General features: G+C 66.0%; 21 protein-coding genes. 12 read left to right on the top strand and 9 right to left on the bottom strand.

Translation table 11 applies throughout. From position 1 onward, the window contains the following. Positions 1–28: 28 nt before the first annotated feature. From GV027_RS17845 to GV027_RS17825, 5 genes are read right to left on the bottom strand one after another with little or no spacing between them, the layout of a single operon-like run. On the bottom strand, positions 29–3,247 hold the full coding sequence (locus GV027_RS17845) for an efflux RND transporter permease subunit (RefSeq protein ID WP_151989791.1): 3,219 nt from the start codon (positions 3,245–3,247) through the stop codon (positions 29–31). 4 nt (positions 3,248–3,251) lie between these two features. Then, positions 3,252–4,424 (bottom strand): efflux RND transporter periplasmic adaptor subunit, encoded by a 1,173-nt coding sequence (locus GV027_RS17840; protein ID WP_151989792.1) that lies wholly within the window; start codon positions 4,422–4,424, stop codon positions 3,252–3,254. Next, positions 4,421–5,734: a TolC family protein gene (locus tag GV027_RS17835; protein ID WP_151989793.1), complete on the bottom strand. Its 1,314-nt coding sequence runs from the start codon at positions 5,732–5,734 to the stop codon at positions 4,421–4,423. Before GV027_RS17835 ends, GV027_RS17840 begins: the two co-directional genes overlap by 4 nt. Positions 5,735–5,791: 57 nt before the next feature. After that, on the bottom strand, positions 5,792–6,124 hold the full coding sequence (locus GV027_RS17830) for a hypothetical protein (protein WP_151989794.1): 333 nt from the start codon (positions 6,122–6,124) through the stop codon (positions 5,792–5,794). 32 nt (positions 6,125–6,156) lie between these two features. Then, positions 6,157–6,807, bottom strand: coding sequence for a cation transporter (locus tag GV027_RS17825; RefSeq protein WP_151989795.1), 651 nt, complete (start codon positions 6,805–6,807; stop codon positions 6,157–6,159). A gap of 70 nt (positions 6,808–6,877) precedes the next feature. Between GV027_RS17825 and GV027_RS17820 the strand changes: the two genes are divergently transcribed. Then, positions 6,878–7,270 (top strand): MerR family transcriptional regulator, encoded by a 393-nt coding sequence (locus tag GV027_RS17820; RefSeq protein ID WP_151989796.1) that lies wholly within the window; start codon positions 6,878–6,880, stop codon positions 7,268–7,270. Positions 7,271–7,590: 320 nt separating this feature from the next. Here the strand turns inward: GV027_RS17820 and GV027_RS17815 are convergent, their stop codons facing one another. Beyond that, positions 7,591–7,974, bottom strand: a complete 384-nt coding sequence (locus tag GV027_RS17815; protein WP_151989797.1) for a MerR family DNA-binding protein — start codon at positions 7,972–7,974, stop codon at positions 7,591–7,593. Beyond that, positions 7,971–10,232 carry a heavy metal translocating P-type ATPase gene (locus tag GV027_RS17810; protein ID WP_234422476.1) on the bottom strand — a complete coding sequence of 754 codons (2,262 nt, stop codon included), beginning with the start codon at positions 10,230–10,232 and terminating at the stop codon, positions 7,971–7,973. Before GV027_RS17810 ends, GV027_RS17815 begins: the two co-directional genes overlap by 4 nt. Between GV027_RS17810 and GV027_RS21295 the strand changes: the two genes are divergently transcribed. Beyond that, positions 10,182–10,328 (top strand): hypothetical protein, encoded by a 147-nt coding sequence (locus tag GV027_RS21295; protein WP_201302697.1) that lies wholly within the window; start codon positions 10,182–10,184, stop codon positions 10,326–10,328. The two genes, GV027_RS17810 and GV027_RS21295, sit on opposite strands and share 51 nt — an antisense overlap. A 318-nt stretch (positions 10,329–10,646) precedes the next feature. Then, positions 10,647–10,979 carry a four-helix bundle copper-binding protein gene (locus tag GV027_RS17805; protein WP_145147227.1) on the top strand — a complete coding sequence of 111 codons (333 nt, stop codon included), beginning with the start codon at positions 10,647–10,649 and terminating at the stop codon, positions 10,977–10,979. Positions 10,980–11,013: 34 nt separating this feature from the next. Here the strand turns inward: GV027_RS17805 and copD are convergent, their stop codons facing one another. Both copD and copC read right to left on the bottom strand, forming a co-directional pair. Further along, complete coding sequence (copD, locus tag GV027_RS17800) at positions 11,014–11,943, bottom strand: copper homeostasis membrane protein CopD (protein WP_151989798.1); 930 nt, start codon at positions 11,941–11,943, stop codon at positions 11,014–11,016. A gap of 2 nt (positions 11,944–11,945) precedes the next feature. Beyond that, positions 11,946–12,317 carry a copper homeostasis periplasmic binding protein CopC gene (gene copC / locus GV027_RS17795; protein WP_151989799.1) on the bottom strand — a complete coding sequence of 124 codons (372 nt, stop codon included), beginning with the start codon at positions 12,315–12,317 and terminating at the stop codon, positions 11,946–11,948. 119 nt (positions 12,318–12,436) lie between these two features. On the opposite strand from copC, the gene GV027_RS17790 reads away from it, so the two are divergent. The 9 genes from GV027_RS17790 to GV027_RS17750 all read left to right on the top strand — a co-directional run bounded on the left by GV027_RS17790 (position 12,437) and on the right by GV027_RS17750 (position 19,270). Next, positions 12,437–12,709 (top strand): hypothetical protein, encoded by a 273-nt coding sequence (locus tag GV027_RS17790; RefSeq protein WP_151989800.1) that lies wholly within the window; start codon positions 12,437–12,439, stop codon positions 12,707–12,709. After that, a complete protein-coding gene (locus GV027_RS17785; RefSeq protein WP_151989801.1) occupies positions 12,706–13,146 on the top strand; it encodes a periplasmic heavy metal sensor in 441 nt (146 codons plus the stop codon). The genes GV027_RS17790 and GV027_RS17785 overlap by 4 nt, the downstream gene beginning before the upstream one ends. Further along, complete coding sequence (locus GV027_RS17780) at positions 13,143–13,736, top strand: RNA polymerase sigma factor (RefSeq protein ID WP_151989802.1); 594 nt, start codon at positions 13,143–13,145, stop codon at positions 13,734–13,736. Before GV027_RS17785 ends, GV027_RS17780 begins: the two co-directional genes overlap by 4 nt. Before the next feature lie 46 nt (positions 13,737–13,782). Next, a complete protein-coding gene (locus GV027_RS17775) occupies positions 13,783–15,759 on the top strand; it encodes a copper resistance system multicopper oxidase (RefSeq protein ID WP_151989803.1) in 1,977 nt (658 codons plus the stop codon). A gap of 65 nt (positions 15,760–15,824) precedes the next feature. Continuing rightward, the gene (locus GV027_RS17770; RefSeq protein ID WP_151989818.1) at positions 15,825–16,973 is read left to right on the top strand and encodes a copper resistance protein B; all 1,149 of its coding nucleotides are present in this window, start codon (positions 15,825–15,827) and stop codon (positions 16,971–16,973) included. After that, positions 16,964–17,719 carry a PepSY domain-containing protein gene (locus GV027_RS17765; protein WP_151989819.1) on the top strand — a complete coding sequence of 252 codons (756 nt, stop codon included), beginning with the start codon at positions 16,964–16,966 and terminating at the stop codon, positions 17,717–17,719. The genes GV027_RS17770 and GV027_RS17765 overlap by 10 nt, the downstream gene beginning before the upstream one ends. Then, the gene (locus GV027_RS17760) at positions 17,716–18,309 is read left to right on the top strand and encodes a DUF305 domain-containing protein (RefSeq protein ID WP_409349185.1); all 594 of its coding nucleotides are present in this window, start codon (positions 17,716–17,718) and stop codon (positions 18,307–18,309) included. The genes GV027_RS17765 and GV027_RS17760 overlap by 4 nt, the downstream gene beginning before the upstream one ends. A gap of 81 nt (positions 18,310–18,390) precedes the next feature. Beyond that, complete coding sequence (locus GV027_RS17755) at positions 18,391–18,765, top strand: DUF305 domain-containing protein (RefSeq protein WP_151989804.1); 375 nt, start codon at positions 18,391–18,393, stop codon at positions 18,763–18,765. Between the two features lie 184 nt (positions 18,766–18,949). Continuing rightward, a complete protein-coding gene (locus GV027_RS17750; protein WP_236559361.1) occupies positions 18,950–19,270 on the top strand; it encodes a DUF411 domain-containing protein in 321 nt (106 codons plus the stop codon). Positions 19,271–19,384: the final 114 nt, after the last annotated feature.

The following is a 19,384-nucleotide window of genomic DNA, read 5'->3' as shown; positions in this document are numbered from 1 at the left end:
GGGAGGGCACGACCGCCCTCCCCCACGATCATGCGGGTTGCGGGAGCGGTGAGGTATCGTCCGTGTCGTCGACCTTGACCGCCTGCTGCCCGAAGCGGGCGTAGAGCGTCGGCAGCACGAACAGCGTCAGCAGGGTCGCCGAGATCAGCCCGCCGATGACGACGGTTGCGAGCGGCTTTTGCACTTCCGCGCCGGCCCCGCTCGCGAACGCCATCGGCACGAAGCCGAGACTTGCGACGAGCGCGGTCATGACGACGGGGCGTAATCGCTGAAGGGCACCCGTATGCGCCGCTTCGGCGCGGTCCATGCCGGAACGGATCAGGTCCTGCACCGAACTGACCATGACAAGTCCGTTGAGGACCGCGATGCCCGACAGCGCGATGAACCCCACCGCGGCCGAGATCGAGAAGTCCATGCCGCGCAGGAAGAGCAACAGGACGCCGCCCACCAGCGCGAACGGCACCCCTGTAAACACGATCGCCGCATCGCGCACCGATCCCAATGCCCCGTAGAGCAGGAACAAGATCAGCACGAAGCAAGCCGGCACCACGAGCTGGAGCCGCTGGCTGGCTGACTCCAGATTCTCGAACTGCCCGCCCCATTCGAGGTAACTGCCCGCCGGCAGGCGTACCCCACTCGACACGGCGGCCTGTGCATCCGCCACCACGCTGCCGACATCGCGCCCGCGCACGTTTGCCTGGACGACGACACGGCGCTTGCCGTTCTCGCGGCTGATCTGGTTGGGCCCGTCGACGACGCCGATATCGGCGACGCTGGACAGCGGCACGTAACCACCGCCGGCTACAGGCACCTGCACCTGTTCGAGAAGCCCCAGATTGGCGCGCTCTGCATCGGACAGACGGATGACGACCGGGAAACGCCGGTCGCCCTCGAAGATCATGCCGGACTCGCGTCCTCCGAGCGTGGCGGTGATGGTGTCCTGCACGTCCTGGGCAGTGACGCCGACCCGCGCCATCGCGTCACGATTCACCCGAATGTCGAGCATCGGGAGCCCCGTCGTCTGTTCGACCTTCACGTCCGCCGCGCCTTGCGTCTTGCGCAGGACGCCGGCGATCTGTTCGGCAGTGCGGTTCATACTGGCGAAGTCGTCGCCGAACACCTTGACCGCGATATCGCCGCGCACGCCGGCGATCAGCTCGTTGAACCGCATCTGGATCGGCTGCGTGATCTCGTAGGCGTTGCCGGGAAACTGCGCGAGCTTGGTCTCCAGCCGCTCGACCAGCGCGGCTTTCTCCAGCTTGGGATCGGGCCATTCGTCATGCGGCTTCAGGATGACGAACATATCGGTCGCGTTGGGCGGCATCGGGTCCGAGGCCAGCTCGGCGGTGCCCGTCTTCGAGAAGACGAACCGCACCTCGGGCTGTTTCGACACCATTCGTTCGATCGGCACCTGCATCGCCTGGCTTTGCTGCACCGACGTCGCCGGAATGCGCAGCGCCTGGATCAATAAGTCGCCCTCGTCGAGCTGGGGGAGGAACACCTGCCCGAGCGTCGTGAAGGCGAGCGCCGCCAGTACGAGGCTGACCACGCCGGCACCGATGGTGATCGACGGCCGCTTCATCGCCTTTTCCAGACCCGGTTCGTAGCGCTTCTTCAGCCACGAGATGATCCGCCCGTCCTCCTCGTTGACCTTCCGCGACAGCCAGATGGCAATCGCCGCAGGTACGAAGGTCAGCGACAGAACAAAGGCAAAGAGCAGCGCGATGATGACGGTCAGCGCCATCGGCACGAACGTCTTGCCTTCCACGCCGGTCAGCGTGAGCAAAGGCACGTACACGAGGATGATGATCGCCTGCCCATATACGGACGGCCGGATCATCTCTCGCGCTGCGGTCGCGACCGCATCCAGCCGCTCCTTGACGCTTAGCAGCCGGCCTTCGTGATGCTGTTTTTCGGCAAGACGCCGCAGGGCATTCTCGACGATGATGACCGCGCCGTCGACGATCAGCCCGAAGTCGAGCGCACCCAGACTCATGAGGTTTGCTGACACCCCGAGCCGAAGCATACCGAACCCGGTGAGCATCATCGTGACCGGGATGACCGCGGCAGCTATTAGCGCCGCACGGAAGTTGCCGAGCAGCAGGAACAGCACGACGATGACGAGCAGCGCGCCTTCGGAGAGGTTCTTGGCGACCGTTTTGATCGTCGAATTGACCAGCGCGGTACGATCCAGCACCGGCTGCACCACCACATCAGGTGGCAGCGAGGCGTTGATAGTTTTCAACCGGTCGGCGACCGCGGTCGCCACGTTGCGGCTGTTCTGGCCGATCCGCATGATCGCGGTGCCGACGACGACTTCGGTGCCGTTCTCCGACGCCGAGCCCATCCGGATCGCCTGCCCCGTGCGGACGTTGGCGACTTGGTCAAGAGTAATGGGGATACCGTCACGGGTGGCAACGACGGTGCGCGCCAATTGGTTCGCATTGCGCACCAGCGCGTCCGACCGGACCGCCAATCCTTCACCGTTGCGATTGACGAACCCCCCTCCGACGCTGGTGTTGTTCTTTTCAAGCGCGGTGCCAAGATCTGTCAGTGTAATCTTGAGCGACGCCAGTTTCTGCACGTCGGGGACGACAAGATATTGCTTGGCGTAGCCACCGATCGAATCGATGCCCGCCACGCCGGGTACGTTCTTGAGCAGAGGCGTGACGATCCAGTCCTGCGCGGTCCGCAGATAGGTCGCCTTATCTTCAGGCGTAGTCAGCCGCTCGCCTTCCGGTGTGATATAGCTGCCGTCAGGTTGCTGCCCCGGCTCGCCAGCGCGGTGCTTGTCGTCCTTTCGGTGTTCCAGCCGGACAGTCCACATATAGACCTCGCCCAACCCGGTCGCGATCGGCCCCATCTCTGGGTTCACGCCATCGGGCAGGCTTTCCGCGACGCCCTGCAACCGTTCGCCGACCTGTTGGCGGGCGAAATAGATGTCGGTGGATTCGTCGAAGACCGCGGTGATCTGCGCGAAGCCGTTGCGGCTGAGTGAGCGGGTATTGTCGAGGCCGGGGATGCCGGCGAGCGCGGTTTCGATCGGGAACGACACCTGCTTCTCGACCAGCTCGGGCGAGAGCGCGGGCGCGCGAACGTTGATTTGCACCTGATTGTTGGTGATGTCCGGCACCGCGTCGATCGGTAGCCGGGAGAGCGAAAAGGCGCCGATGACGGCGACGATGGCGGTGAGGAGCAGGACGAGCCAGCGCTTCTCAACCGCCCAATTGACGATGCGAGCGATCATGACATCAATCCTCGTGCGCCGCTTCGCCCTTGCCGAGTTCGGCCTTGAGCGTGAAGCTGCCGGTGGTGGCGATCTGCTCCTGGCCGGTCAGGCCCGAGCGGATGATGACGGTATCGCCGGCCGCGTCGCCGAGCGTGACCGGGGTCGACTGGAACCCCTTGGCCGTACGGACGAAAACGACTGATTTGCCTTCGACCGTCTGCACTGCCGTCGTCGGCACGCGGACCGCATTGCTGCCTCCGCTACCGCTGAGTTGGACCGCAGCGGTGACGGGCTCGCCGACGCGCCACTGACCGCCACCATTGTCGAGCGTCGCGATGACCGGCACCTGCCGTGTCTGCGGATCGAGGGCTGGCGACACGAAACTGATTCGAGCGCTCGCCTGCCGCCCCGGCGCCGTCACGGTAACAATATTACCTGGCTTCACCCGGCCGGCATCTTCTGGCCTGAGGTTGAGCGCCAGCGACACCCGGCTGAGATTGGCGATGCGATAGAGTTCGCTGTCTGCTGCGACCGTCTGCCCTAGCACGACCGGTCGGGCGATGACCTGACCGCCGATCGGCGCGACGATGCCGAGCCGGTTGAGCCCGCCCCCGCCCCCGCCCGCTGCCGACACCTGGCTCTGCGCCTGCCGGTAGGCGATACGTGCTTCGATTGCCGCGGTGCGCGCGGCGATCAAATCCTGCTCGGGCGACACGCGCTGCGCGAACAGCCGCTGCTCGCGGCTGAGATTGGAGTTGGCAAGCGCGAGCCGGGCACGCGATGCCTCGACCTCACCCTTGAGCTGTGCGGCCTCGCGGCTTTCGATGACGGCGATCGTCTGCCCGCGCCCGACCGATTGGCCGAGGTTGCGCGTGAGTGCCACGACACGCCCGCCGATTGCGGCCGAAACGACCTGCGTCCCCTGCGGGTCGCCCTCAATCGTCGCCGGCAGTTCGATCGTCCCCGCACCGCCCGTGAGCGGGCGACCGATCTGGACGCCCGCCGCGGTGATCTGGTCCGCCGAGAGCGTTACCGCACCCTCATCGGCATGGGCGGCTTCGTTACCGCCGGCTTCGGCACCTGCGCTGGTTTCGTTTCCGGCAGTCTCGTTGCCGCCTTCGGAGCTGCTGCCACAGGCCGCGAGCAACAGGGCAAGGCCGAACGGCAGAACGCCGCCCGTCAGGATGGTCTTCATCGGTCGGTTCCCCCGGTGTTGGTGGTCGGCGCAGGCGCGGTCAGCCGCTCCAATCGCGCACGGGCATTCTGATAGTTGGCGAGCGCGTCGATCGCGGCGACGCGCGTCTCGGCGAGCGTGCGTTCGGCATCGAGGAGATCCAGCTGGCCGAACTTGCCCTCGCGGTAGCCGATCCGCGCGATCCGCGCGGCCTCTGCTGCTGCTGCCAGCGCCGGCCCGACCGCAGCGCGCGCGGTCGTTGCCGCATTGGCGGCTTCGGCTTGCGCGTCGGTGATCGCCTGCTCGACGTCGAGCGCGGTTACGCGCCGCACCGCTTCGGCGCGCGTCCGCTCCGCCGTCGCCTGCGCGATGGCGGCGCGGCCGTTGTTGAAGAGCGGGATCGGGATCGAGATCGCGAACACCGCGGCGGTATCGTTCGTCGCTTCCAGCCGTCGGAGCGCCGGTCCGACGTTGATGTCGGGTACGCGGTTGGCGCGCGCGAGCCTGATGCCGGCATCGGCGATGGCAAGATCGGCATCCGCCGCCGCCAGCGCCAGCGTGCCGGCAGTCTGTAGCGGTGCTGCAGGGCCGAAGGTCGCCGGCGGCAACCGGTCGAGCAAGCCTGCGTCGAGCGTGCCGTCGATCGGACGGCCGAGCCGCCGCGCGAGATTGGTCCGTGCCGCCTCGGCGAGCCGGGTCAGCCGCTCGACATTGGCATCGGCATTGATACGCGCGACATCGGCGCGCTGTTGCTCCAGCGGCGACGCTCGCCCCGCCTGGACGCGCACCGCAGCCCCCCGCAGCACTTCGGCCGCGATCCGTGCCTGGTCGCGCGCCGTCACCAGCCGGCGTTCGGCCGCGATTGCCTCGACATAGAGCTGTGTGACCTGGACGCGGATATCGGCCGCGACGATCGCGCTCTGGAGTTGCGCACGTGATATTTGCGCGTCGGCAACAGCAACGCGGGCACCGCGCTTGCCGCCAAGCTCGATCGGGATCGCGACCCCCACCGTCGTCTCCGCGCTCCGCACGCCCCGATAAGGACCGGAGCCGACGACGTTCTCGACCTGCCCTTGGAAGACGGGGTTCGGCCGGAGCCCGGCCACCGTGCGGGCCGCCTGCGCCGCCTCGACCGATGCAGTAGCAGCGGCACCCGATGGCGCTGCTCCGCCCGCGGCAGACACCGCCTGATCGAGCGAGAAGCCGGGGAGCGGTTGCGCCGCGGTCGGCGTTTCAGACGGGGTGGCCGCCTGCGGCGCCGCCTCCTGTTGCGCCTGCGCTATCGATGCGCAGGACGCCGCGGCCAGCATGGCCGCGAGCATTGTTTTCATGAAATATCGATCCTGACAGAACACGTCGGGCCGGCAGATGCCGGCGAGCGGGTGTCGTCAGGCGGCCGGGGGCCTCAGCGCGGGATCGACGAGATGCGACGCGATGGCACTGGCGGGTGCGGGGAACGGATGCAGACCGTCAGCGCATGCCATCAACGGCAGCGCGTTGCTCGCTGGCAGGTTCAGTAACTGTCCGTGGCAGGTGGCATGGTGGTGCGGCACCGCCTTGTCGGCATCGCCTTGCGATTGATCGGCGTCGCCGTCGCTATGCACTGTGCCGCTGCACTCGATAGTCACCGGCCCTGCAACCTCGCGCGCGTGCACGGTCGCCGTCATCACCAGGGACGACGCAATCATGACGAGCAAAAGGGACCAGAGCCTGCGCAGCATTTCAGGCCGTCTAGTCGAAATACGTCCGAGTGTCATCGCAAGACTTCCGGTGCTACCGGCCGGGTCTCTCGCCATGCCGGGATCGCTTCGGCGAGAACACGCCACGCTGACCGCAGGAAGATGAGCGCGATGACGCCGCCCACCGCGATATCGGGCCATGCCGCGCCGGTCATGGCGATAAACCCGGCCGCAATAAGTACGCCGACGTTTGACGCCACGTCGTTGCGCGAGCACTCGAACGTGCTGGACATATTCACGTTCTCCGACCGGAATCGCCACAGCATCGCGAGGCAGGTCAGGTTGGCGACGAGCGCGGCACCGCCGAACGCCAGCATTAGTGAAGACGAGGGCGAAACGCCGTTGACCACCTTGTCGACGATCTCGAATACGACCGCGATGCCAAACATGAGGATGATGCCGCCCTTGGCCAGTGCCGCCCCGGCTTCCCAGCGGGGGCCGCGGCTCAACGCATAGAGGCTGAGTGCATAGACCACGGCATCGCCGAGCATGTCGACTGAGTCCGCCATCAGTGCGGACGACCGCGCGAACACCCCCCCGCCGAACTCGGCAACGAACATAACGAAGTTGATAACCATGACGGCGATCAGCACGCGTCGTTGATCGGTCTTACGGCCGAACTGCGCGATCGTGTCGCCTTTCCTGGAACAGCAGTCGTCCGCCATGATGCACTCGATTCGTGTGTCGGACCCCCCATATGCACCCTCATGTCACTAGAGGGTCAAGGGCTCATCCATGAAGATCGGCGATATTGCGAAGCGCACCGGGCTGAAGGTCGAGACCGTCCGCTTTTACGAGGGTGAGGGTTTGATCGCTGCACCGCGTCGGAGCGGGGGCAATTACCGCCTTTACGATGAGTCGCACCTTGATCGCCTGACGTTCATCAAGCGCTCGCGCGACTTGGGCTTTACGCTCGATCAGGTGCGTGACCTGCTCCGCCTGGCGGACGATCCGCGCGGATCGTGCGATGCAGTTGACGAGATGGCGGTGCTGCACATCGCAGAGATCGACCACAAACTCGCCGGCCTACAGACGCTGCGTGAAGAGATCGTCAAATGGGGGCGCTGCGACGCCACAACGATCGCCGAATGCCGGTTGATCGACGCGTTATCTTCACGGCTACCTTGAGCATTGGCTCGACAATGTCATCCAAAGTAAATTCGTTCGCCCCGCTCGAGTCGGTTCAACGAGAAGCCGGAAATGATCGGAAGAACCATAAGGATAAATTGAGGTGACCACCCGGCGCGGCGCGCCTTGGACGAGGAGGACGACGCCGAACTTCGGCGGCGTGTGGCTGGGAAGCAGACCATTAGCCAGATTGTCCGCGAGTTGGGTCGCACGATGGACACAATCCGCGGTCGTGTGGCGACTTTGCGGATCACGCTTCGCTTTTCGCAACGCCCGTGGCGGGACGGCGTTGCTCGTCGCGCCAGCGAGTAGGCGCGACCCTATGCTTCCATACGGCGAAGGATCGGGCAGTCCGGTCGATCATCTCCGTGGCAGCGGTTCACCAGGTCCAGCAGCGTCGATCGCATAGCTTCGAGCGTAGCCGCCTTACGCCCAAGTTCATCGGCGCGCGCCTGGGCGAGCATCTTTACTTCGCTGCTCGAACGGCTGCGATCCGACCAGAGGCCGAGGAGTGTGCGGATCTCCTCGATCGGGAACCCCAGATCGCGCGCATTGGCAATGAAGCGCAGCCGGTGAACATCGGCCTCTGAATAATCCCGGTAGCTCCCGCGCCGAGGCGGCGCAGGCACGAGGCCGATTTTCTCATAGTGGCGGATCATGCGCTGAGAGACGCCGCTGGCGTCCGACGCCGTTCCGATGTTCACAACTTCACCGCGTTGAGCCGCAGCGCGTTCAGAACGACAGTGAAAGACGAGAGCGCCATCGCCGCACCGGCTAGCATCGGCGAGAGCAGAATGCCGGCGACGGGATAAAGCACCCCCGCCGCGACCGGCACGCCGATGCCGTTGAACAGGAACGAGAAGAACAGGTTCTGGCGGATATTGCGCATCGTTGCGTGGGCGAGCTTGCGCGCCCGCACGATCGCCGACAGATCGCCGCGCGTGAGCGTCATGCCGGCGCTTTCGATCGCGACGTCTGTTCCCGTGCCCATCGCCAGACCCACGTCCGCAGCGGCAAGCGCCGGGGCGTCATTGATACCGTCGCCGGCCATCGCGACCTTGGCGCCGCTTGCCTTCAACTCGCCTATGATGCGCGCTTTGTCTTCCGGCCGCAGATCGGCGCGTACGTCATCGAGACCGCCTACCGCGCGCGCGACCGCATCCGCGGTCCCACGATTGTCGCCGGTGAGCATGACGACGCGCAATCCCTCTTTGCGCAGCGCGGCAATGGCGTCGCGCGCCGATGCCCGCACCGGATCGGCGACCGCCAGCAAGCCAGCGAGCGCCCCATCGATCGAGACCAGGATGACACCCGCGCCTTCGCTACGATGGCGATCAGCCGCGGCATCGACCGGCTTGGGATCAGCGCCGATCCGGCTCATTTGCGCGGCATTGCCGATGACGACCGAGCGGCCGTCGACCGTGGCGCTGACACCCAGGCCGGTTTGCGAGGCGAAGTCCGCTACCTTGCCGAGCTGCAATGCCCGCTCTTTGGCGGCAACGACGATCGCGTGAGCGAGCGGGTGTTCGGATTGCCCTTCGACGGCCGCGGCAAGCGCGAGCATGTCGTTTTCCGCGACTGCGCCGACCGTCTCGAACGCGACCAGCTTAGGCTTGCCTTCCGTGAGCGTGCCCGTCTTGTCGATGACGAGCGTATCGACCTTCTCTAGCCCCTGTAAGGCTTCCGCATTCTTGACAAGCACCCCGGCTGTCGCGCCGCGCCCGGTGCCGACCATGATCGACATGGGTGTGGCGAGCCCGAGCGCGCACGGACAGGCGATGACCAGCACGGCGATAGCGTTGAGCAGGGCATGGCCCATGCGCGGCTCAGGGCCGACTAGCGACCATACCACGAACGTCACCACCGAGATCAGCACGACCAGCGGCACGAACCATCCCGACACCCGATCGGCGACCGCCTGAATCGGGGCGCGGCTGCGCTGCGCTTCGGCGACCATGCGGACGATCCGCGCCAGCATCGTATCCGCGCCGACGGCGCGGGCTTCCATAATCAGGCTACCCGTGCCGTTGACGGTGCCCCCCGTGACGGCCGCCTCAACTTCCTTGAGGACCGGTGCAGGCTCGCCGGTGAGCATGGATTCATCGACCGACGAACGGCCTTCGACCACCACGCCATCGACCGGAATCGCTTCGCCGGGACGGACCCGCAGCCGATCGCCAGCGGCGACGTCGGCAAGACCGACCTCTTCCTCGGAGCCGTCAGTCCGCAGCCGCCGAGCTGTCTTGGGAGCGAGATCCAGGAGGGCTCGGATCGCGCGCCCGGTTGCCGCCCTGGCGCGCAGCTCGAGCACTTGCCCGAGCAGCACCAGCGTCACCACGACGCCGGCCGCCTCGTAATAGACCGGAACCATCCCACCGTGCATCCGGAACGTCGCAGGGAACAGGCCTGGCGCGAGCGTCGCGACCACGCTGTAGAGGAAGGCCGCGCCGACCCCGATTGCGATCAGCGTGAACATATTGAGATGGCGGGTCCGGATCGAGGTCCACCCTCGCTCGAAAAACGGCAAGCCCGCCCACAGCACGATCGGTGCGGTTAGCGCGAGCTGGACCCACGGCGAGACCGTGGGGCTGACGACATTGATGCCGAGCATCTCGGCAAACATCGAAACGACGAGGAGCGGGATCGTCAGTGCGCCGGCCACCCACAGCCGGCGTGTAAAATCGACCAGCTCGGGGTTGGGTGTGTCGTCGAGCGATGGTTCTTCGGGCTCGAGCGCCATGCCACAGATAGGGCACGTGCCCGGCCCCTCTTGGCGGACTTGCGGGTGCATCGGGCACGTCCACATCGCGCCCGGCGTCGCTGTTGGCTCAGCTTTTGGCTTATCGCCGAGATAGGCGTTCGGATCAGCCACGAACTTGGTCCGGCACCCGGCGCTGCAAAAATGATATTCATGGCCGGCGTGCTCGGCATGGTGCGCCGTTTTCGCCGGATCGACCGTCATGCCGCACACCGGGTCCGTTGCCTTGGTCGCGTCGCCGGGCACCTTGGGTCCCGAACAGCAGCCACCCATTTTGCCGGCCTGCTCGACTGGCACTGACGCGGTAGAGGCCCCAGAGCAGCATGAAGCGGGCGCGGCAGCCGGCTCGGCTGACTTTGCTGAGCAGCCGCAACCCCCGGTATGGGCATGAGAATGAGGATCGTTCATGGCGTAACTCCTTCGACCCGAAGGCATGTAGGGTCTGACACCGTGTCAGGGTCAAGGCCGATCGAGCTTAACCCGCGACAGTGCGCCCAAGCCGCCTAATATGAGCTACGCGGCCGAAGGCGTTGCCCCTCGAAAAGGGCCAAGCAGGCGAGGGAAAATGCGATCTGGCGCGTATCCCCTTTAAGGCGGGGATAAGACGGAGAATGACTGATGCATCAGATGGACCCGGCGATGAAGGCGTGCATGGACGCCTGCCACGAATGCCATATCACCTGTCTTTATATGGCGATGAACCACTGCCTTGAGGCAGGTGGGAAGCACGCCGAGCCGCAGCACATGAAAATTATGGCCGATTGCGCGCAGATTTGCGCAGTCGCGATCGACTTCATGGCCCGCAAGTCCGAACACCATCGTCATATCTGCCGCGAGTGCGCCGAGATTTGCCGGGCGTGCGCGGCGAGTTGCGAAGGGCTCGCCGGCATGGAGGATTGCGTCGCGGCCTGTAACCGTTGCGCCGAGGAATGCGAGAAGATGGCCGCCTGAGCGGCGAGGCGGGCGGCATTAGGCCGCCCGCCCCTCACATCGCCGAAGCGGGCGGTTCGAGTGTTCCCAGCCATGCGACGAGCGCCAGGATCGCCACCGCGCAGCTCGCCTCAACTGCGAGGCTGCGCCGCAGGCCGCGAAGCGCGCCATGATGATCGACCGCGGTGATCGAGCGCTCGAACGCCGGCGTAAGCCGAAAGCGGTTGAACGACGCAAGCGTGAGCATCGCGCCGAAGAGGACGAGCTTGGCGATCAGAAGCTGGCCGTAGACCGTAGCGGCGAGGTTCGGCAGATTGGCAACGCCGACCAGCAACCAGGCATTGACGATCCCGGTGACGGCAATCGTGCCGACCATTATCGTGCCCACCAAGCCAAACCCGTGCAGTGCGCGGTGCGTCAGGGTCAGATGGGCGGCGTCGACGCGACCGGCCGGCCGAGCGACGAGAAGCACGAGCCCGAGCAGGGCTCCGGCCCAGGCCCCGCCAGCGAGCAGGTGGAGAATGTCCGCGCCCAGATGCACCCAGCCGACTGCGCCCTCGTCCATCGCGCCGTGCCCTGCCCAAGCAAGCGTGGCGAGCGCCACGCCCGCAGCGAACGCCACTAGGCCGAGCAGAGCCGCGCGACCGGCCGCCACGAGGGCCGCGATCGAGGCCACCACGAGCGCAGCCACGCGCGCTTCCCACGCGGTGCCCGTCGCGGACCCGGAGAGGAGCATCCCGACCGCCTCCTGATCGACCGGCCAGAGCGGCGCCCCGGCCATCGCAGCCGCGAGCAGCGCGAGGCCGATCCCGGAGAACAGGAGGCCGAGCAGGCCGCTTCCGACGAGCCAGGGCCGCAGTGCGAGCGCATCGGCGCGCTCGCGGGCCTTGAGGCCATAGAGACTGAAAGCCGACAGGCCGAACAGCCCGCTCAGTGTCGCATAGAGCGCGAAGCGGACCGCGATCAGCGGCCAGTCGGTGTCCACCGTTACTTGACCGCGAAGGCGAAGTTGCCGGCCACCCGGTGCGTGTCGCCGGAAACCACGTGCCACGCGACGCTGTAGCGGCCCGGTGCGAGCGGCCCCTTGGGCGTGACGACGAGCGTGCGGCCATCCTCCGCGACCCCAGCCGCAGTCGCAACCTTCATAGGCGGGTGCGCGGTGCCCCGATGCGCGGTCATTATCAGATCCGCGCCCGAGAACTTCGGCATCAGCTTTTCGCTGAACCGAAGCGCGAGACGCGCGGGCTTGGCGACCGTCGCGTTCGGCGCCGGTGAGGCGGACAGCAACTTAGGGTGAGCCTGGGCGGCGCTGGCGAGCCCGAGAATGGCAAGGGCGGCAGGGACTAGGGCGCGACGCATGAGGTTACTCCGTGGTGTTCTGTCCATTCTACGCGGCGCAGGTGCGCACCCCTCACGCTAGCGATGAGGGATGATGGGCAGCGCTGCGTAACCAGTGTTAGAGGGGCGGAGTGGAAAACATGGATGATCTGGACAGAGCGTTGGCGAGGTTGGCGGGAGCACCTGTTCCGGCCGCTCTGGACGACGTCGAAGCACGTGTTCTCGCGCGCATTGGCACCCGGCCGGTCGTGCGGCAGGCCGGGCTCGGCATTGGTGTGGTGGCGGTCGCGGCATTGGCGATCGGCATGATCGGCGCCGAATTGCCGGCGACCGCGAGCCCCGCGGTGTCGCTCGCACCGCTCGGTGGGGCTTCGCCGCTCGCACCCTCAACTTTGCTGATCGGCGAGCCATGACCTCGACCAAGCGCGTCGTTCTGTGTGTCGTCCTCGCCTTTGTCGCGGCGATCGGGGGCGTGTTCGTCGGACGTGCGCTGTTGCCCCATCCCAAGCAGCCGGGTGCCGCGCTGCACGAGGTCCTGCACCACAAGCTCGCGCTCGATGCCGATCAGCAGGCAAAGCTGAAGGTTCTGGAGGACCGGTTCGCGGTGCAACGGCGCGCTCTCGAGCTGGAGTTGCGCGCGACCAATGCCCGGCTCGCCGAGGCGATCGAGGCCGAGCACGGCAACGGCCCGCGGGTCACGGCCGCGGTCGATCAGAGCCATGCCGCGATGGGCGAGCTGCAGAAGGCTACGTTGGCGCACATCTTCGCCATGCGGCAGCTTCTGCGAGCCGATCAGACCTCCCAATTCGATGCTGCGGTGGTGAAGGCGCTCACCGACGGCCAGGGGTGAGCCTCGATTGGACCACGCTGTCCGATGGCGAGCTGGCGACGCTCAGCATTGCCGGTCGGCAGGCCGCTTTTGCCGAAATCGTGCGGCGCTACCAACAGCCGGTGTTCCGGCTCGCGCGGGCTTGCGTCGGCGAACCGGACGAGGCGCTCGACCTGGTGCAGGAGACGTTCGTCGCCGCACACCAGGCTCTCCCGCGCTACGACGGACAGCGCGCCATGAAGGCGTGGCTTTCGACGATCGCGATCAACAAGTGCCGTGACTGGGCGCGAAAGCGCACGGTGCGCCGGTTCTTCTCCTTTGCGGTTCCCATCGATCGCCGCGCCGAAGCTGTGGTGGACGATCGGGTTGCGGTCGACGACGGCGCAGCCGACCGCCAGGAGTTGGACCGGGTGACAGGTGCCATTTCGACCCTGCCCATGAACCTCAAGGAAGCGCTGGTGCTGCGCACTATCGAAGGTTTAAGCCAAGCCGAAACCGCCGAGGTGTTGGGGATCAGCCAGAAGGCTGTCGAAACCCGCCTTTACCGTGCCCGTTCGCGCCTCCTCGAAAAGTTGAGCGCCGAACAAGGGATGGCCGCGCGGGACGCGTAGAAGGATTAAGACGGGCCGGTAGCGGCCCACCCTTCGAGGAGCTTTCATGTCGCGCGTTCTCGACCGCCGCCAAGTGCTGCGCGGTGCCACCCTAGCCGGAAGCGGCCTTGCATTGTCGGCCTACATGCCGGCGTGGGCGCAGCCAGTGTCCGCGGGGATCGCCAAGCCATTGCCGACCGTGTCGGGCGACGACATCACGCTGAAGGTCGCGCATCAGATGATGATGATCGACGGGCGGCAGAGCCATGCCATCGGCATCAACGGCACCGTACCCGCCCCGCTCATCCGCCTGCGCGAGGGGCAGAACGTGCGCCTCCACGTCGTGAACGAGCTGGACGAAGAGACGTCAATCCACTGGCACGGGCTGTTGGTGCCCTTCCAGATGGACGGTGTGCCCGGCATCAACTTCCCGGGCATCCCCGCGCGCTCGACCTTCACCTACGAGTTCCCGATCATCCAGAACGGCACCTACTGGTATCACAGCCACTCGGGGCTTCAGGAGCAAGAGGGACACTACGGCCCGATCCTGATCGACCCCAAGGACCCCGACCCGGTGCAGTTCGATCGCGAGCACGTCATCGTGCTGTCCGATCACAGCTTCCAACACCCGCACTACCTGTTCGACCGCCTCAAGAAGGAGTCGGGCTATTTCAACCGTCAGCGCCAGACCTTGGGCGGGCTGCTGGCCGGTAAGGATCAGCCGCTGAAAGAGCGGCTAATGTGGGGCAAGATGCGGATGGACCCCGCCGATGTCGCCGACGTGACCGCCTCGACCTACACCTATCTGGTTAACGGCCATGGCCCCAAGGACAATTGGACCGCTCTGTTCCGACCGGGTGAGCGGGTGCGGCTCCGCTTCATCAACGCATCGTCCATGACGACCTTCAACGTCCGCATCCCCGGCCTGCCGATGACGATCGTCGCGGCCGATGGGTTGAACGTGCGCCCGATCGAGATTGACGAGTTCCAATTCGGTCCGGCCGAGACTTATGACGCGGTCGTCACGCCGCCCGACATGCGCGCCTATACGCTGGTGGGCGAGAGCGTCGACCGGTCCGGCATGGCGCGCGCGACGCTCGCACCCCGCGAGGGCATGGCGGCCGAGGTCCCACCACTGCGCAAGCGCCCGCTCGCGACCATGAAGGACATGGGCATGGGCGGCCATGACATGAGCACCATGGATCACGGCTCCATGCAGGGCATGGGGAGCGGAGCAATGGGCGCGCAGGCTGGATCGATGGCGGGCATGGACCACAGCACGATGGGCCAGAGCGCGGGTGCCGGTTCGATGCAGGGCATGGACCATTCCCAGATGAACCATGGCGCGACCGGCGCTGCTGCCGGCGCCATGGCCGGGATGACCGCGCCGCAGGGTCAGAGCGGCGCGATGGCCGGAATGGATCACGGGTCGCGTGCCATGCCGGGCATGACGGATGGGCAGCCGATGGCCGGTATGGACATGGGCGGCATGAACATGCGCGACTTCTCGAAAGCCCCGAGCGTGAAGAAGGGACCAGGCGTCCAGACCATTTCGGCCATGCCCGTCGATCGCACCGGCGAGCCAGGTCAGGGACTGGAGAACGTCGGGCACCGCGTGCTCACCTATCGCGATCTGGTTGCGCTCGACCGCAATCCCGACACGCGGGCACCCGAGCGCGAGATCAAGCTCCACCTTACCGGCAACATGGAACGGTACATGTGGGGCTTCGATGGCGAGAAGCTGTCGGAGAGCCCCGATCCGATCACCCTGCTGCACGGCGAGCGGGTGCGCGTCACCCTCATCAACGACACGATGATGGGCCATCCGATTCATATCCACGGTCACTTCTTCGACCTGGTGACAGGGAAAGGCGCCTATGCGCCCCGGAAGCATACCGTGCTGGTCCAGCCAGGCGGCACGGTGAGCTGGGACGTGACAGGCGAGGAAGGCGATTGGGCGTTCCACTGCCACATGCTCTACCACATGCACGCAGGCATGATGCGCGTCGTCCAGGTCCGCAAGGCCGGGGAGGCGGCAGCGTGAACCGGTCGCTCCTTCTCGCCGGCCTCGCCTCGGCAGTCGTCGCCAGCCCCGTGTTCGGGCAGAGCATGGATCATTCCATGCACAACATGCCGGGGATGACCATGCCGGCAAAGCCCGCGGCCAAGGCGACTCCCACGCCCACACGGAAAGCAGCCGCGAAACCCGCGGCCAAGCGGAAGGCCCCTGTTCGGCGTGCGGCCCCCCGTCGTGCGCCGACCGCGCCGGCTCGGGCGGCCGATCCGCACGCCGGTCACGACATGAGCGGGATGCAGGGAATGAACATGGGCGGGCAGCAGGCCGCGCCCGCCCAGGACCCGCACGCCGGCCACGACATGTCCGCCATGCCCGGCATGGGCTCTCCGGCAGCAGCGGGGCAGGACCCGCATGCCGGGCATGACATGAGCGCGATGCCCGGTATGGCGATGGAGGGTAGTAGTCAGGCAGGCGCCAGGGTCGGGACCGACCTTCCTCCCGGCAACAAGCCCGCTCCCGCGCCGCCCGGCGATCATCTCGCCGATCGTGTCTGGGGGGCGGATGCCATGGCCAGCTCGCGAGAAAACGATCTGCGGCGCGAGCATGGCGGGATGACCTACTATCAGGTGCTCTTCAATCTCGCGGAGTATCAGGCCCGCAAGGGACGCGACGGCTACCGCTGGGATGGCGAAGCTTGGGTCGGAGGCGACATCAACCGGTTGTGGCTGAAGTCTGAGGGTGAAGGCAGCTTCGGCAAATCACTGGAAAGCGCCGAGGTGCAGGCGCTCTACAGCCACGCCCTCGATCCCTACTGGAACCTCCAGGCCGGCGTCCGCTACGACTTCAAGCCGAACCCGTCGCGCACCTATGCGACGATCGGGATCGAAGGCCTGGCTCCCTACCAATTCGAGGTCGAGGGCGCGCTGTTCCTCTCCGACAAGGGGGACGTGCTCGCCCGCGCCGAGGGCTATTACGACCAGCGCATCACCAACTACTTTGTTCTCCAGCCTAGGGTGGAGGCCAACTTTGCGGCCCAGGACGTGCGGGATAACGGGATCGGCTCCGGGCTGACGGACCTGGAGGCCGGTTTGCGGCTTCGCTACGAGGGCCGCCGTGAGTTCGCGCCCTATATCGGCGTGTCGTGGGAACGGCAGTTCGGCGACACCGCGCGCTTCTCGCGGGCGCGTGGCGACGACACGGGGGGCTTCAGCTTCGTCGCCGGCGTGAGGACCTGGTTCTGAGCCCGCGGCTCCGCCTCCACCTTGGAGCGAGCAAGATCCACCGCTGGCTTGCTCTCCTGATCGGCGCGCAGGCGATCGTCTGGTTCACCAGCGGCCTTGTGATGAGCCTGCTCCCCATCGACACCGTGCACGGCGATCATCGGATCGAACGGAACGCCGAGCCGGCGCTGTCGAGCACCCAAGGCTTCGCACCGTTGCCTGCCTTGCTCGCGTCGGTCGGAGCGCCGGTCCGACAGCTTCAGCACCGCATGCTGCTCGGGCGGCCGATCGTCGAGGCGCAGCTGGCGGATGGTCACATCCGTCTGCTGGACGCGCGCACGGCTGCGCCGCTCCCGCCACTGGATGCCAAGGCCGCAGGGACGATCGCTCAGAAGGCGTATCGAGGGAATGGTTTGCCCGCGCCCACCATCGAGCGGGTCGACCGACCCAGCACCGAGTATCGCGGGGCGTTGCCCGCTTGGCGTGCGACGTTCGCCGACAATGACGCCACCCGCATCTACGTAGCGGCCGAGACGGGACGGCTCACGTCGGTCCGGACAGGAACGTGGCGGCTGTACGATTTCTTCTGGGGTCTCCACATCATGGATTGGACGGAGCACGAGCGGTTCAACACGCCGTGGCTCAACGCTTTCGCCGCAGGCGGTCTCGTCTTTGCGGTATCCGGCGCAATCCTTCTCTTCATGCGCTGGCCGAGACGGGCGCGCCGCAAAGCCGGGGGGCATATGTCCAGACAGGGAGTCGCATGATGGATGACCACGAAGGCAAGATGAACATGGGGATGGGCTATGGTCGCTTCGCGGCAATGGTGGCGACCTCGACCGTTGTCATGTTCGGGCTGATGTACGTGAACGTCTATGCCCTCGGGCATATCGAATTCAGTCAGACACGGTTCTGGATGGCGTTCGTGATGGGCGCCACGATGGCGATCATCATGCTCCTCTTCATGTGGTCGATGTACAAGAACAAACGGACGAATGCCGCGATCATCGGGGGTAGCATCGTGGTGTTCGCGCTCGCGCTGTGGCTCGTCCGCAGTCAGGAGACGGTGGACGACGTGAGCTGGATGAAAGCCATGATCCCGCACCACTCGATCGCGATCCTGACGAGCGAGCGCGCTCACATCAAAGACCCCGAGGTTCGCAAGCTGGCGGACGGAATCATCGATGCTCAGGTTCGTGAGATCACGCAGATGAAGCGGGCCATTGCCAGGCTCGAGGCAAATCCTACGCCTGCGAATGCGCCCGACCTGCCCTCCTATCGTGACAAGCAGGTTCCCCCTCCCCCGCCTGAAACTGATGAGAGCGTCGGAGTTGATACCCTTCAGCCGATCCGCTGAATTCGATCACGGGCGTGAGGGATACGGTCCGCGCGCCCGTATCTCTCCTGTGGGCGGGGGCGTTTACCCAGGAGAGACACGATGAAGAAGATGACTGTTCTGGCCCTCGCGGCCGCGCTCGGCGCCGCTCCGGCCATCGCCCAGATGCAGGGCATGGATCATTCGGGCATGAACCACGGTCAGATGATGCAGCCGACGCCGGCGAACCCCTATCCGCCCTCTGAAATGCAGATGCATCAGAAGATGATGTCGGCCATGGGCGCCGATGCGACCGAGACCTGGGTCCGCAAAATGGTTGAGCATCATCGCGGCGGCATTGCCATGTCGCAGATAGTGTTGCGCGAAACCAAGGACGCAAAGGTCCGCCAGATGGCGACCAAGACGATCGCCGAGCAGAACAAGGAAGTCGGCGAGCTGAACGCCTGGCTGCGGGCGCACGGCAAGGCTGCACAGTGATCGGCCCCCGCCCCACCGCAGGGTTTGCCTGTGGTGGGGCGACCATCTAGGAACAGATATGACCCGCATCTGCCTTCTCGCCGCTGTTGCAGCGTTCGCCATGCCGGTTGCAGCCTTGGCTGCCGGGCCGGTGCTGATGCATCGCGATCCGGGCTGCCCATGTTGCGAGAAGTAGGCGCAGCAGGTGAAGGCTCAGTTCGGTCGCGCGGTCCGCGTCGTCGACGACGCGAACCGGCCCGCGTTCATGAAGGCCCGGGGCGTACCTGCGGACTTGGCCTCGTGCCACACGGCTATTATCGACGGCATAACGTTCGAGGGTCATGTGCCGATCGCCGATATGAAGCGGGCTCTGGCAACGCACCCGAAGGGTGTGACGGGGCTCGCGGTTGCCGGGATGCCGATGGGCTCGCCGGGCATGGAGATGCCGGGCATGACGGCCCAGCCCTACAACGTCGTTGCGTTCGGACCCGGTGGGCGGCGAGTATTCGCTCACCACGGCGGATAGTCGTTGACACCCGCACCCCCACGCCCGACCGTATCGGTGTGAAAGGTCATCTTTCCCTCCTTCTCCTCTTGGGAGCATTGGTTGGCCTGTTCGGTCAACAGGCTGCCTATGCAG

Source organism: Sphingomonas sp. T1 (assembly GCF_902506585.1).
Classification (GTDB): domain Bacteria; phylum Pseudomonadota; class Alphaproteobacteria; order Sphingomonadales; family Sphingomonadaceae; genus Sphingomonas; species Sphingomonas aerolata.
The sequence above is the reverse complement of the archived record's forward strand: the minus strand, read 5'-3'. Positions and strand labels throughout refer to the sequence as shown.